The sequence below is a fragment of the Stenotrophomonas sp. PS02289 genome (assembly GCF_029960115.1).
In the GTDB taxonomy this organism is placed as follows: domain Bacteria; phylum Pseudomonadota; class Gammaproteobacteria; order Xanthomonadales; family Xanthomonadaceae; genus Stenotrophomonas.
In genome coordinates, this window is the sequence record NZ_JASCOZ010000125.1 from 1 (window position 1) to 12,761 (window position 12,761).

General features: G+C 65.7%; 10 protein-coding genes and 2 tRNA genes. 11 read left to right on the top strand and 1 reads right to left on the bottom strand.

Annotated elements, in window-relative coordinates; genetic code table 11:
* Nucleotides 1–180: 180 nt before the first annotated feature.
* The 8 genes from ppnN (at nt 181) to QMX83_RS15745 (ending at nt 8,678) form a co-directional block, all read left to right on the top strand.
* The gene (gene ppnN, locus QMX83_RS15710; protein ID WP_125361062.1) at nt 181–1,569 is read left to right on the top strand and encodes a nucleotide 5'-monophosphate nucleosidase PpnN; all 1,389 of its coding nucleotides are present in this window, start codon (nt 181–183) and stop codon (nt 1,567–1,569) included.
* Nucleotides 1,570–1,707: 138 nt separating this feature from the next.
* Entirely contained in the window at nt 1,708–2,220 is a 513-nt protein-coding gene (locus QMX83_RS15715; protein ID WP_282297576.1) for a GspH/FimT family pseudopilin, read from the top strand.
* Nucleotides 2,217–2,693, top strand: coding sequence for a type IV pilus modification protein PilV (gene pilV, locus QMX83_RS15720; protein WP_282297577.1), 477 nt, complete (start codon nt 2,217–2,219; stop codon nt 2,691–2,693). The genes QMX83_RS15715 and pilV overlap by 4 nt, the downstream gene beginning before the upstream one ends.
* A gap of 11 nt (nt 2,694–2,704) precedes the next feature.
* A complete protein-coding gene (locus tag QMX83_RS15725; protein WP_282297578.1) occupies nt 2,705–3,850 on the top strand; it encodes a PilW family protein in 1,146 nt (381 codons plus the stop codon).
* Between the two features lie 2 nt (nt 3,851–3,852).
* Nucleotides 3,853–4,374, top strand: coding sequence for a PilX N-terminal domain-containing pilus assembly protein (locus QMX83_RS15730; protein ID WP_282297579.1), 522 nt, complete (start codon nt 3,853–3,855; stop codon nt 4,372–4,374).
* A 10-nt stretch (nt 4,375–4,384) separates the two neighbouring features.
* Nucleotides 4,385–8,122 carry a PilC/PilY family type IV pilus protein gene (locus tag QMX83_RS15735; RefSeq protein ID WP_282297580.1) on the top strand — a complete coding sequence of 1,246 codons (3,738 nt, stop codon included), beginning with the start codon at nt 4,385–4,387 and terminating at the stop codon, nt 8,120–8,122.
* Nucleotides 8,119–8,559: a type IV pilin protein gene (locus QMX83_RS15740; protein WP_282297581.1), complete on the top strand. Its 441-nt coding sequence runs from the start codon at nt 8,119–8,121 to the stop codon at nt 8,557–8,559. Before QMX83_RS15735 ends, QMX83_RS15740 begins: the two co-directional genes overlap by 4 nt.
* Before the next feature lie 42 nt (nt 8,560–8,601).
* Nucleotides 8,602–8,678, top strand: a tRNA-Asn gene (locus tag QMX83_RS15745).
* A 47-nt stretch (nt 8,679–8,725) separates the two neighbouring features.
* Here QMX83_RS15745 and QMX83_RS15750 read toward each other — a convergent pair.
* Nucleotides 8,726–9,274, bottom strand: coding sequence for a GspH/FimT family pseudopilin (locus QMX83_RS15750; RefSeq protein WP_282297582.1), 549 nt, complete (start codon nt 9,272–9,274; stop codon nt 8,726–8,728).
* Between the two features lie 151 nt (nt 9,275–9,425).
* Here QMX83_RS15750 and uvrB point away from each other — a divergent pair, with 151 nt between their 5' ends.
* From uvrB to QMX83_RS15765, 3 genes are all read left to right on the top strand, one after another.
* A complete protein-coding gene (gene uvrB, locus QMX83_RS15755) occupies nt 9,426–11,450 on the top strand; it encodes an excinuclease ABC subunit UvrB (RefSeq protein ID WP_282297583.1) in 2,025 nt (674 codons plus the stop codon).
* Between the two features lie 106 nt (nt 11,451–11,556).
* Nucleotides 11,557–11,631: transfer RNA gene (locus tag QMX83_RS15760), tRNA-Val, on the top strand.
* A 181-nt stretch (nt 11,632–11,812) separates the two neighbouring features.
* Nucleotides 11,813–12,761, top strand: a 949-nt coding sequence (locus QMX83_RS15765; protein ID WP_282297584.1) for a ComEC/Rec2 family competence protein, incomplete at its 3' end; no start/stop codon positions are given.

The following is a 12,761-nucleotide window of genomic DNA, read 5'->3' on the forward strand; positions in this document are numbered from 1 at the left end:
GGGGGGGGTGGTCTCTTATGTTCTAGCGCCGCGGGGGGCGCCCCCCCCCCCCCCCCCGCTACCGGTGGGGCGTCGAACACTGTATGCTGTCCACCGCCAACGGCCGGGTTTCCCGGCCGTTTTGCTTTTTAAGGGGGCAGCGGTACAGTCGGCAACCTTAGGAAGCGAAAAAGAATGACGATGACGATTACGGAAACGCCGGCACGCACGTTGCCGGTTCAGGACGCGCGGATCTACCCGCGCGGTGGGCTGGATGTGCTGTCCCGGGCCGAGGTGGCGCGCCTGCGTGATGCCTCCGGCGGCGGCATGCACGAGCTGCTGCGCCGCTGCGCACTGGCAGTGCTGACCAGCGGCAGTGCCTCGGACGATCCGCGCGCGGCGCGTGATCTGTACCCGGATTTCGACATCCAGGTCGCCCAGCAGGACCGTGGGGTCCGCATCGACCTGGTCAATGCCCCGGCCATGGCCTTCGTGGATGGCGAGATCATCCGCGGCGTCGCCGAGCTGCTGTTCGCGGTGGTCCGCGACCTGGCCTACATGGCCATCGAGATGGGCCCGGCCTACGCGGCCGAGCTGGAGTCCTCCGAGGGCATCACCAATGCAGTGTTCGGGCTGCTGCGCAACGCGCGCATCCTCAACCCGGGCGACCCCAACCTGGTGGTCTGCTGGGGCGGCCACTCCATTGGTCGCGACGAGTACCTGTACACCAAGCAGGTCGGCTACGAGCTGGGCCTGCGCGGCCTGGATATCTGCACCGGCTGCGGCCCGGGCGCGATGAAGGGCCCGATGAAGGGGGCGACCATCGCCCACGCCAAGCAGCGCAAGCACACCACGCGCTACATCGGCCTGACCGAGCCGGGCATCATCGCGGCCGAGTCGCCTAACCCGATCGTCAACCACCTGGTGATCATGCCGGACATCGAGAAGCGCCTGGAGGCCTTTGTCCGCATCGGCCACGGCATCATCGTGTTTGCCGGTGGCGTCGGCACCGCCGAGGAGATCCTGTACCTGCTCGGCATCCTGCTGCGCGAGGAGAACAAGGACCTGCCGTTCCCGCTGATCCTGACCGGCCCGACCGTGGCCGCGCCGTACTTCGAGCAGATCGACCGCTTCATCCGCCTGACCCTGGGCGACGCCGCAGCCGAGCGCTATCAGATCATCATCGGCGACCCGGTGGCGGTGGCCCGGCAGATGTCGGCCGGGATCAAGCGCGTGCGCGAGCATCGCCTGGCCCAGAAGGACTCGTTCTTCTTCAACTGGTCGATCGAGATTCCGTGGGAGTACCAGCAGCCGTTCGTGCCGACCCACGAAGCCATGGCCGCGCTGGACCTGCACCACGGGCGTCCGCCGCATGCGCTGGCGGCCGACCTGCGCCGGGCCTTCTCCGGCATCGTCGCCGGCAACGTCAAGGAAGACGGCATGCGCCGCATCGAGCAGTTCGGGCCGTTCGAGATCCACGGTGACCCGGACATGATGCAGGCCCTGGACGCGCTGCTGCGCGCCTTCGTCGAGCAGCGCCGGATGAAGATCTCCGGCGAGTACCAGCCGTGCTACCGGGTGCTGGCCTGACCTGAGCCGACCGGGCAGGGCAGGGCGGGCGTCAAGGCATTGACGCCCGTCGCCCCCGGGCGACCGTTCGTCCTCCTGCCCCTTGCCGCCCGGCGGTGGGGCGTTCATTGTCCATGCCATCACGCTGGGGAGCGTCCCATGTCTTTGCGCCTGTCCAAGGGCTTCACACTGATCGAGCTGATGGTCACCGTCGTTGTCATGGCGGTGGTGGCAGCTATTGCCTTTCCGAGCTTCCAGAACACCATCCGATCCAGCCGGGCGGCCACCGCTCATAACGAGCTGATCGGGCTGGTCAACCTGGCCCGCAGCGACGCCATCCGCAACAACCGCGGTGGCGGGGTCTGCGGCAGCAGCACCGGTTCCAGTTGCGACGGGAACTGGGCGCGCGGCATGCTGGCCTTCAGCGACACCAATGGCGACGGTGCCTTCACCAGCGGCGAAACCGTGCTGCGCTTCAGTGCGGTCAACAACGCCATGACCATCACCGGGCCGGCCGCACTGATCGGTTTCGACGCGCGCGGCCGCCGTCGCGCGACCGCGGACCAGGCGGTAACGCTGCAGCCCAAGACCTGCGGCAGCCAGCAATTGCGCAGCACCCTGACCATCAACGCCTCCGGTCAGGTCACCACCGTCAAGGGAGCCTGCTCGTGACCCGCAAATCCTACCGTCCCCGTCGCGCACAGGGTGGCTTCAGCCTGCTGGAAGTCCTGATCGCGGTGGTCATCCTGGCGTTCGGTCTGCTGGGCTTCGCGCTGCTGCAGACCATGAATGTCCGCTACGTGCAGAGCGCCAACTACCGTACCCAGGCGACCAACCTGGCGTATGACCTGAGCGAGCAGATGCGCAGCAACCGTCACCAGTCCGCCTGGTACGCCAATGCGACGTTCGCATCCGGTTCGCGTACGGCTGCTGGCGTGTGTGCACGCCCGATCAACGATGTCACCCTGGCGCAGAACATCACCCGCTGGCAGTGCCAGGTGGTGAAGGCGCTCGGTAACAACGCCTCGGCGACCGTCACCGTCAACAACGGCATCGCCAATATCTCGATCAGCTGGGCCGACGAGCGCTGGAGCCGTACCGCGCCCACCGCCGCCACCACCTTCGCCATCACCACCCAGCTATGAAAGGTCCGCGCATGTTCCGTAAACACCAGGCGGGTGTGTCGTTGATTGAACTGATGATCGCGCTGGTCATCGGTCTGATCCTGATGCTGGGCATCACCCAGGTCTTCATCGCCTCGCACTCGGCCTCGCGCCTGTCCGAGGGTGTTGCCCGGGCGCAGGAAAACGGGCGCTTCGCGCTGGACTTCCTGGAGCGCGATATCCGCATGGCCGGACACATGGGCTGCGTGAATGACCAGGCCCATTTCGTCAAGGGCATCGGCCTGCCGAAGAACAACATCAACGTACCCACCGGCGGCGGCAGCCCGCTGGACTTCAGCGTCGCCATCCAGGGTTACGAGGCCCCGGGTACAGCTCCGAACGACACGCTGGCTGTGGGCGGCGGTACCGTGCCGACCGGTTTGCCGGCAGCAATCAGCAACCTGTCGCCGGCCCCGATGGCAGGCAGTGACATTCTGGTGCTGCGCTTCCTGGCCCCCGAGGCAGTGCCGGTCCTCGGTATCAGCGGCCAGGAACTGACCGTGGATACTGCGCGCTGGACGCGCCTGACCGAAGGCGGCGTGGCCGCCCCGACCCTGTTCGGTATTGCCAACTGCGAAACCGCAGATGTCTTCGCGGGCACCACCGAGGCCGGCAAGATCACCGGTGTCGGTGTCGACTTCACCCGCTACGCGCCCCAGCCCGAGCCGACCATGGTGTACCGGGCCGAGTCGATGGTCTATTACATCGGGCAGGGCACCAACGGCCCGGGCCTGCGTCGCGCGCGTGCCTCGTCGGGCGGTGGCTATGCCATCAACGAAGAGCTCGTCGAAGGCATCGAGAACCTGCAGCTGCTGTACGGCCTGGATACGACCACCACGATCAACGCCGATACGCCGCCGGCCGGCAACATCACCGTGCAGAACGTGGCTTCGGGCGTGACCACCGCCACCAACGCAACGGCTGCGGGCCAGTGGCGCCGCGTGGGCATGGTGCAGGTGGGGTTGGTGGCGCGCAGTGCTGACCGTGCCGGCACCAACAACAACACCCGGCCCACAGATGCCGCCGCGACCATGGGCGTGCTGGGAACGACGTACAACCAGAACACCGCCACCGACGGGCGCTACCGCACGTCCTACGAGGTGACTGTGGCGCTGCGCAACCGACTGTTCGGGAACTGACCATGAGCCGCTCTTCATTCTCCCGTATTCCACGCGTGCCGCAGAAGCAGCGCGGCGCGGTTCTGTATGTCGCGTTGATCATGCTGTTGCTGTTGGCCCTGCTCGGCGTGGCCGGCATGCAGGTGGCCGGCATGCAGGAAAAAATGGCAGCGAACTATCGCGCCGCCAACCGCGCGTTCCAGAACACCGAAGGCGTGGTCCGCAACACCGAGACGGCGGCGGAAGCCATTACCGACCGCACCGCACTGCCCAATGGCAGCCTGATCACCGCGACCAGCATTACCGACGTCTGCGAGGACGGCTTTGACCCGGTAGCCTGGGGCCGCTCGCAGTCGAGTTCAGCAGTACCTGCGGTGCGGGTACGCCGCATCGACAAATGCGGTGGTCCGGGCGCGAATGCTCTGGACATGGGGCGGCCGGTCAACGATGAGAGCTCGGCGTCATTCCAGATTACCGCGTACTCGGCCGACGACCCGGCCAACCCGACGTCATCGTCGGTGATCGATACCATTTTCAAGCTCTGAGGACGCGGCCATGGCTTCGCGCAGATTCAAGTGGACGGCCGCCGGTTCGACGGTGGCAGCAATCGGCCTGGCACTCGTCGGCTACAACCTGATCGCCGCGCAGGGGCAGGGTGTGCTTGCCCAGGAGCCGCTGGCGAGCAAGACCGACGCCACCCCCTCGTTCATCATGGCGGTGGACGATTCGGGCTCGATGAACTTCCAGACCCAGTTCCCGGGCCGCGACGGTGAGGGCTGCTGGAACACCACCCGGCGCAGCTTCTTCGACGCAAGTGGACAGTTGTACACATCGGGCAACTGCGACTACTTCTTCGTTGTGCCCGGCCCCCGCATCAACAACTATTACGGCGTTCCGCCGATCGATTCGCTCGGGTTCGCGCGCTCGGCCGCCTACAACCCCAGCTATTACGATCCGACCGTTCTGTACCAGCCGTGGGCCAAGAGTTCCACGGAGAACTTCGCTCCGAGCGTGCCGACCGCAGCGCCGATCAATGCTGGCCCCAATGGCGGCAATGCAACGGTCGACCTGGTAAGCGCGTACTTCGGTACCGGAAACGGCGACAGCTTCCGCATGCAGACCGGCATGGTGATTCCTGCCAACACGCTGTTCCGCTACGGCAACACGAACTACCGGTTTGATTCGGACTATACCTGGCCGGCCAACATCGGTGCGGCCAACATTGCAATCGAGCATGTTCCCGCCCAGTTCTACACGCCCTACACGGCCGACAACGACCCGCTTCCGGTACTGCAGGGGGGCTCGGCCAGCGCTTACGCCACCGGCGTCACCCGGGTCAAGGCGAACAACGCCTGTGGTACGGGCTGCACGATGTGGAAGTACACGCTGAGTGGCAACACCGAAGCGTCGCGCAACTTCGCGAACTGGTTTACCTATTACGGCAACCGCAACCGCGCGATGATCGCGGGTATGACCCGTTCGATGCAGGGCGTTACCAAGCTCAACGTCGGCTATTTCCGCATCAACCAGCACGCCAGCTACGACAGCGGGACGTCGACCACCAAGCGTCTGACGATGCGCAAGATGAGCGACCCGGACCAGAATGCCGCCCTGTACACCGACATGTTGGCGCTGACGGCCAATGGCGGTACCCCCAACCGGCAGGCGGTGAATGCGGCCGCGCTGCAGTTCACGCGCACCGACACGGGTGCGCCGATCAGCAGTTCGTGCCAGAAGAACGCGGTGATGCTGTTCACCGACGGCTTCAGCAACGGCGGCGGTCCCACGGTGGGTAACACCGATCAGAACATGGGTACGCCCTTCAGTGACGGCAACTCCAACACGATGGCCGACATCGTCAGCCGGTTCTATGTCAACAACAACGGTCAGCCGCCGTTGCGCCCGGACCTGCCGGCAGGCCTGGTCCCGGTGCCCGAGGCCTGCGGCAATGGTGACAAGAGCCTGGACTGCCAGAGCAACCTCCACCTGAATTTCTACGGTGTGACACTGGGTGCCCGCGGCGATCTGTTCAACCCCGACCTTGACCAGAATCCCTACACGGATGCCTCGATCTACGGCAACTGGCCGCCGCGCCAGGATGATGAGCGCAGCACCGTGGATGACATCTGGCACGCCGCGGTGAACACCCGCGGTGAGTACATCAATGCGCGCACGCCCGTCGACATCACCAACGCCATGGCGCGCGTGCTGCAGGCGGTTGCGTCCGGTGGCGCACCCGCCAGCGGTACCGGTGCCAGCGGTGCCCGAATCGGCGTGGGCTCGATCACGGCTGCGTCCGAGTACGACATCAGTAAAGAAGGCACCGACTGGTCGAGTACGCTGACGGCAACCCGTCTGTCGGCAGACCCGGTCACCCGCGAGCTGATCGAAACTGACTTCTGGGAGGCCAGTGCCAACCTGCAGGCGGCGGGCTCGCGGCGCATCTTCTTCACCCGCGGCGGCACGACGCGAGAATTCACCTCCGGCAATGTCAGCTTCAGTGATCTGTGCACCAAGACCGCCCAGAATGCCGACATGCTGTTGCAGAGCTGCGCAAACCTGCAAACGATCACCGAGGCGACCAACACCACGGCAGTTCCCTATCTGCGCGGTAACGTCTCCGGTGAACTGCGCAACGGCGGCAAGTTCCGTGATCGTTCGACGCGCCTGGGCGACATCATCAACTCGTCTCCGGTCATCACCTCGCCGCTTGACGATTACGGTTACCGCAGCATGGGCGGGACGCTGGCAAGCTCGTACGCCACCTTCCTGTCCAACAAGACGGCCAATGCCCAGTACATGGTCTATGCCGGGGCCAACGATGGCATGCTGCATGCGTTCAACGGTGGTATGAACGGTGCCGGCGACGTCGTGAACGGCGGTGGCACCGAGGCGTTTGCGTACATTCCCGCCACGGCGCTGGGGCACATGGGCAATCTGCTGATTCCCTACGATGCACAGTCGAAGGTTGGTCAGCGGTTCGAACACAAGTACTTTGTGGATGGCCAGATTACTGTCGCCGACACGAACTATGGCAGCGCCTGGCACACCACACTGGTCGGCGCGTCCGGCGCAGGCGGGCGTAGCGTGTTCGCGCTGGATGTCACCCACGGCACCACCTTCGGCGCGACCAGCAAGCTGTGGGAAATCAGCGACCTGGATACGAATCTGCCGCAGGGCGTTCGTGACAATATCGGCTTCGTGCTCGGCAAGCCGGTGATCGTGCCGGTGCTGGAGGGCGGCACCGCCACGTGGAAGGCGGTGTTCGGCAATGGTTTCAACAGCGCAAGCGGCAAGGCCGTGCTGTTCGTGGTCGACATCGGGACCGGGTCGGCGCGGATGATCGAAGCGGTGGAGACCGGGACCGGCGTGCCGACTGGCAGCAACGGCCTGTCCAGCGTCGTGGTGGTTGATCGTTGGGGCGGTACCGGCCAGAACACGCGTACTCGTGACGGCTACGCGGACACCGTGTATGGCACCGATCAGAAGGGCGCGGTGTGGAAGTTTGACCTGCGCGCCACTGGCAACCTGAGCGTGCCGCTGTTCACCACGCTGCCGTCCACTGACGGTGGAAAGCGCGTCCGTCAGCCGATCACCGGCGGTATCACGGCGGGTACGGGGTCCAATGGTGGTGTGATGCTGTACTTCGGCACCGGCAGCTTCTCGTTCATGGACGATCCCTACGACAGTTCGCTGCAGACCCTGTATGGCGTGAATGACCTGGTCAATGGTGGCATCACCACTACGCTGACGCGTGCCAACCTGGCTGGCAACGTGGCCAATATCGTCGGTGAAGAGCGCACGCTGACGCCGGGTACGCCGCCGGCAAACCCGCGCGGCTGGTACATCGACCTGGCCTATCGCGAGCGCTTTGTGGGTAACCCGTCGCTGTCCAACGGCATCCTGTCGATGCCCACCTACATTCCGCGCGACCCTCTCGCGACGACAGGCAGCAGCTGTGCCGTTCCAGGCGACAACTGGCTCTTTGGTCTGCAGCCGCTGACCGGTGCCGGTGCACTGGGTCGAGCCAAGCTGGGTTCGCCGAACGGTACCGGCTTCGCATCGGGTACTGCCGGATTCAAGAGCTCGTCGAAGGGGGGCTCGCCGATCACCAATGCCAATGCGTTCGCCATGCCGCGCCAGCGTCCGGCGGAGCTCGGTAGCGGCGGAGGTGCGGGTGGCGCGCCACCTGCACCGCCCGAAAACGTCTGCCTGGGTGGCATCAAGTTCGGCCCTGACACCCTGTACATTCCTTATCCGTGTGGTCGTCAATCGTGGAGACAGATCCAGTGAGCACGCCTTTCTCTCTGAACGCGCTGCGCGCCCGCAAAGCGGGGGGCTTCACCCTCATCGAACTGATGATCGTGGTGGCGGTGATCGCGGTGCTGGCGTCCATCGCCTATCCGTCCTATACGTCCCAGGTGCGCAAGTCCAAGCGCGCCGCGGCCAAGGCGGAGATGGTGGAGTACGCACAGCGGGCTGAGCGTCAGTTCACCCTCAACAACAGTTACGCGGGTTTCCTCTTCGTGGAAAACAACACCACGACGATCAACTCGCCGCGCGACGGCTCCACCGCGTTCTACCGGATCGTGGTGGCTCCCACCGCAACGGCCTTCACCATTACCGCCACGCCCCTGAACGACCAGGCCAAGGATCCGTGCGGCACGCTGACGGTCAACCAGGCGGGAGTGAAGACCCCGGCCAACACCTCGACACAGGATTGCTGGTAACGCTTGCAAGCCCCGATGTGAACGTCTAGAATTCGCGTCCCCGCCCGAATAGCTCAGCCGGTTAGAGCACTTGACTGTTAATCAGGGGGTCGTTGGTTCGAGTCCAACTTCGGGCGCCAAGTTTTGATGAAAAGCCTCGCAGCGATGCGGGGCTTTTTGTTTTTCGTCAGTCAGGGCAGGGCGTTGGCTGAGGCACGCGTTGCGCGCGCGTGCGCCCGACGTTGTTGACGATCACCTGGCTGTGCAGTGCGTCGCCTGCGCAGATGTCCACGGTCAGGGTGCTGCCGCTGCTGCGCCCGTCGCGCTGGAAACGCAGCCGGCTGCGGCCGGTGCTGGCGAACGCGCGCACTCCACGGGCGCTGGAGCCGCGTTGGAAGCGCAGGATGTCCGTGTCCGTCAGTGGCCGGGCGTCCGGACCGTCATCCCGGTGGATCAGCCAGCCGCGTTCCCAGTCGGTTCCGCACTCGCGGCCGTCCGCGCTGGCGCAAACCGCCAAGGGCTGGGAACGGGTGATCGCGGTGTTCCGGGCCATGTTGAACGCGGTCACCATCTGCATCCGCAGCATGTCGGCCCGCCAGCGGGTCACCACACCGTCCAGTGCCGGCAACGCCAGCAGGCACACCAGCGCGACCACGGCGAGCACGGTGGTCAGCTCCAGCAGGCTCCAGCCGGCGGCGGCGGGGCGGGTGGGCAGGGAAGGGTGTGGGTCGGTCATCGGGGCGGCGCACAGCGAAGAAGCCCCCACCGTGCGCCCCGGTGCCGGTGCCTGAACATCGGCCAGCCACCCCTGGTGCGGTAGGCCGGTTCCTCAACCAGCCGTCACCATAGCCCCCGGTATACTGGGGGACCCGGGTACTGGCAGCACCATGAGCGACCGCTTCGAACTTGTCTCTCCGTACTCGCCGGCTGGCGACCAGCCGGCGGCGATCGAAAAGCTCACCGCCAACTTCGAGTCCGGTGTGGCCAAGCAGACCCTGCTGGGCGTGACCGGTTCAGGCAAGACCTACACCATCGCCAACGTGATCCAGCAGGTGCAGAAGCCGACGCTGATCATGGCTCCGAACAAGACCCTGGCCGCGCAGTTGTACGGCGAGTTCAAGGCCTTCTTCCCGCACAACGCGGTGGAGTACTTCGTCAGCTATTACGACTACTACCAGCCCGAAGCCTATGTGCCTTCGTCGGACACCTTCATCGAGAAGGACAGTTCGATCAACGAACACATCGAGCAGATGCGACTGGCGGCGACCAAGACCCTGCTGTCACGCCCGGACGCCATCGTGGTGGCCACGGTTTCGGCGATCTATGGCCTGGGTGCGCCGGAAGATTACCTCTCGCTGCGCCTGATCCTGTCCACCGGCGAGCGCATTGACCAGCGCGACCTGATCAATCACCTGACCCAGCTGCAGTACACCCGCAACGAGTACGAGCTGCAGCGCGGCAGCTTCCGCGTGCGCGGTGAGGTGATCGACGTGTTCCCGGCCGAGTCGGACAGTGAGGCGGTGCGCATCGAGCTGTTCGACGGCGAGGTGGAGCAGATCAGCATGTTCGACCCGCTCACCGGCGAAAGCCTGCGCAAGCTGCAGCGCTACACGGTGTACCCCAAGACCCACTACGCGACCACCCGTGAGCGCGTGCTCGCGGCGGTGGAGACGATCAAGGTCGAGCTCAAGGAGCGTCTGGAGCAGCTGTATGCGCAGAACAAGCTGGTGGAGGCGCAGCGGCTGGCGCAGCGTACCCAGTTCGACCTGGAAATGATGGCCGAAGTCGGCTACTGCAACGGCATCGAAAACTACTCCCGGCACCTGACCGGCAAGTCCGCGGGCGAGCCACCGCCGACCCTGTTTGACTACCTGCCGCCGGACGCGCTGCTGGTCATCGACGAATCGCACGTGACCATTCCGCAGATCGGCGCGATGTTCAAGGGCGACCGCTCGCGCAAAGAGACGCTGGTGGAGTTCGGTTTCCGCCTGCCTTCCGCGCTGGACAACCGCCCGCTGCGTTTCGAGGAGTGGGAGGAGCGCTGCCCGCGCAGCATCTATGTCTCGGCCACGCCCGGTCCGTATGAATTACGCGAGGCCGGTGATGAGATCACCGAGCTGGTGGTGCGCCCGACCGGCCTGATCGACCCGGTGGTGGAGATCCGCCCGGTGGGCACGCAGGTGGACGACCTGATGAGCGAGGTCAACGAGCGGATCAAGCTCGGCGACCGCGTGCTGGTCACCACGCTGACCAAGCGCATGGCCGAGAACCTCACCGAGTACCTGACCGAGCACGGCATCCGCGTGCGCTATCTGCACTCGGACATCGACACGGTCGAGCGCGTGGAGATCATCCGCGACCTGCGCCTGGGCAAGTTCGATGTGCTGGTTGGCATCAACCTGCTGCGCGAAGGCCTGGACATGCCCGAAGTGTCGCTGGTGGCGATTCTGGATGCGGACAAGGAGGGCTTCCTGCGCTCTACTGGTTCGCTGATCCAGACCATCGGCCGCGCCGCGCGCAACCTGCGCGGTAAAGCCATTCTGTATGCGGACCGCATGACCCGTTCGATGCAGGCGGCCATCGACGAAACCGATCGGCGTCGGAGCAAGCAGGTGGAGTTCAACGAGGCGCACGACATCGTGCCGCGCTCGGTGGCGCGCCCGATCGTGGACGTGCTCGAGGGCGCACGCTCCGACGCGGCCGAGAAAGAGTCGCGTGGCAAGGGCAAAGGCAAGGGCGGTCGCGTGGCCGAGGAGGCGGTGGATTACCGCACCCTGGAGCCGGCGCAGATCGCCAAGAAGCTGCAGCAGCTGGAGCAGAAGATGTACCAGCACGCCCGCGACCTGGAGTTCGAGGATGCCGCGAATGTGCGCGACCAGATCCGCCAGTTGAAGGAGGCCAGCCTTGGCTGAACGACGCCGTGTGAACTTCCTTCACAAAAGTGTTGCGCTTACCCCGGTGCATCCGTAATATACGCGGCCTGCACCGACGCAAACACGGCGGACGCAGCGAGAAATCGGGCGGTTAGCTCAGCGGTAGAGCACTACCTTGACATGGTAGGGGTCACAGGTTCGAACCCTGTACCGCCCACCACTCCCACCTCAGCGGTGGCAGTGGAATCTGAAAAAAAGCCGGCCTCGTGGTCGGCTTTTTTGCATCTGCGATTCCCGCCTGCGATGGCGGCAGTTTCCGACGCTGCGACACGCATCGACCCGATGGTCCGCGCCAATGCCCGCCGGCCACCATGCGCACCTGTCCGCTTCCGGCCTAGCCTGTGGCTCCGCTCCCCCTGTTTGGCAAGGCCTGTGCCGCCGCCCTTGTGGTGGGCGTGTGCCTGGTGGTCTTCGCGCCGGTCCTGCTGCCGCTGGCCGGGGCCATCTGCGCGCTGATCCTGGGCGTTCTGGTGTTGGGGTGGTGGCCGTGGGCGAGAGTAGGCGGCTCGCTGCTGCTCGGCATCGGCTGGGCGGCGTTGCACGGCCACGCCGCACTGGCCGCGCAACTGCCGGTGGCGACCGTGCAGGGCTGGGACCTGCAGGGGCGGGTGGTCGACCTGCCGCGACATGGCGAGCGCAGCACGCGCTTCCAGTTCCGCATTGATGACAGCCCGGCGATGCCCAGAGCGCTGCGCGGTCGCGATGTCATCCTCTACTGGCACGATGCTCGATCGGGTGCGGAGACGGGGCCGCGCCGACAGCTCAAGGCCGGGGCGCGCTGGACCCTGCAGGCGCGCCTGCGGCCGCCGCGCGGCCTGCGCAATCCGGGCGGGTTTGATGCGGAGCGGCAGGCGCTGCTGCAGGGCATCGCTGCGACCGGTTCGGTAGTGGCCGCTGCGGGCGCGCGTCCGCTCGGCGATGCCACCGGACTGCCGGCATGGCGCGAGCGCATGGCCGATGCCATTGGGGACCAGGTCCAGGGCGATGGCGCGAGATTCGTCCAGGCCTTGGCCCTGGGCGACACCCGTGGGCTGAACCCGCGCGACTGGGACGATCTGCGTGCCTTGGGCCTGACCCATCTGGTGGCTATTTCAGGGCTGCACGTGAGCATGGTGGCCATCGCCGGCGGCTGGCTGGTTGGGCAGCTCTGGTGGCTGTGGCCGCCGCTGGGCCGGCGCTGCCCGCGTCCGGTCGCCGTGGCCATTGCCACCGTCCTGTGGGCCGCGCTGTACGCGGCCGCGGCCGGGTTCGCGCTGGCCCCGGTGCGCACGGTGTTGATGACGGCCGCGG

What these genes read in the sequence shown, in the direction of transcription:
- ppnN (WP_125361062.1), top strand. Translation starts at nt 181, where the DNA reads ATGACGATTACGGAAACGCCGGCACGCACGTTGCCGGTTCAGGACGCG.
- QMX83_RS15715 (WP_282297576.1), top strand. Translation starts at nt 1,708, where the DNA reads ATGTCTTTGCGCCTGTCCAAGGGCTTCACACTGATCGAGCTGATGGTC.
- QMX83_RS15725 (WP_282297578.1), top strand. Translation starts at nt 2,705, where the DNA reads ATGTTCCGTAAACACCAGGCGGGTGTGTCGTTGATTGAACTGATGATC.
- QMX83_RS15730 (WP_282297579.1), top strand. Translation starts at nt 3,853, where the DNA reads ATGAGCCGCTCTTCATTCTCCCGTATTCCACGCGTGCCGCAGAAGCAG.
- QMX83_RS15735 (WP_282297580.1), top strand. Translation starts at nt 4,385, where the DNA reads ATGGCTTCGCGCAGATTCAAGTGGACGGCCGCCGGTTCGACGGTGGCA.
- QMX83_RS15750 (WP_282297582.1), bottom strand. Translation starts at nt 9,274, where the DNA reads ATGACCGACCCACACCCTTCCCTGCCCACCCGCCCCGCCGCCGCCGGC.
- uvrB (WP_282297583.1), top strand. Translation starts at nt 9,426, where the DNA reads ATGAGCGACCGCTTCGAACTTGTCTCTCCGTACTCGCCGGCTGGCGAC.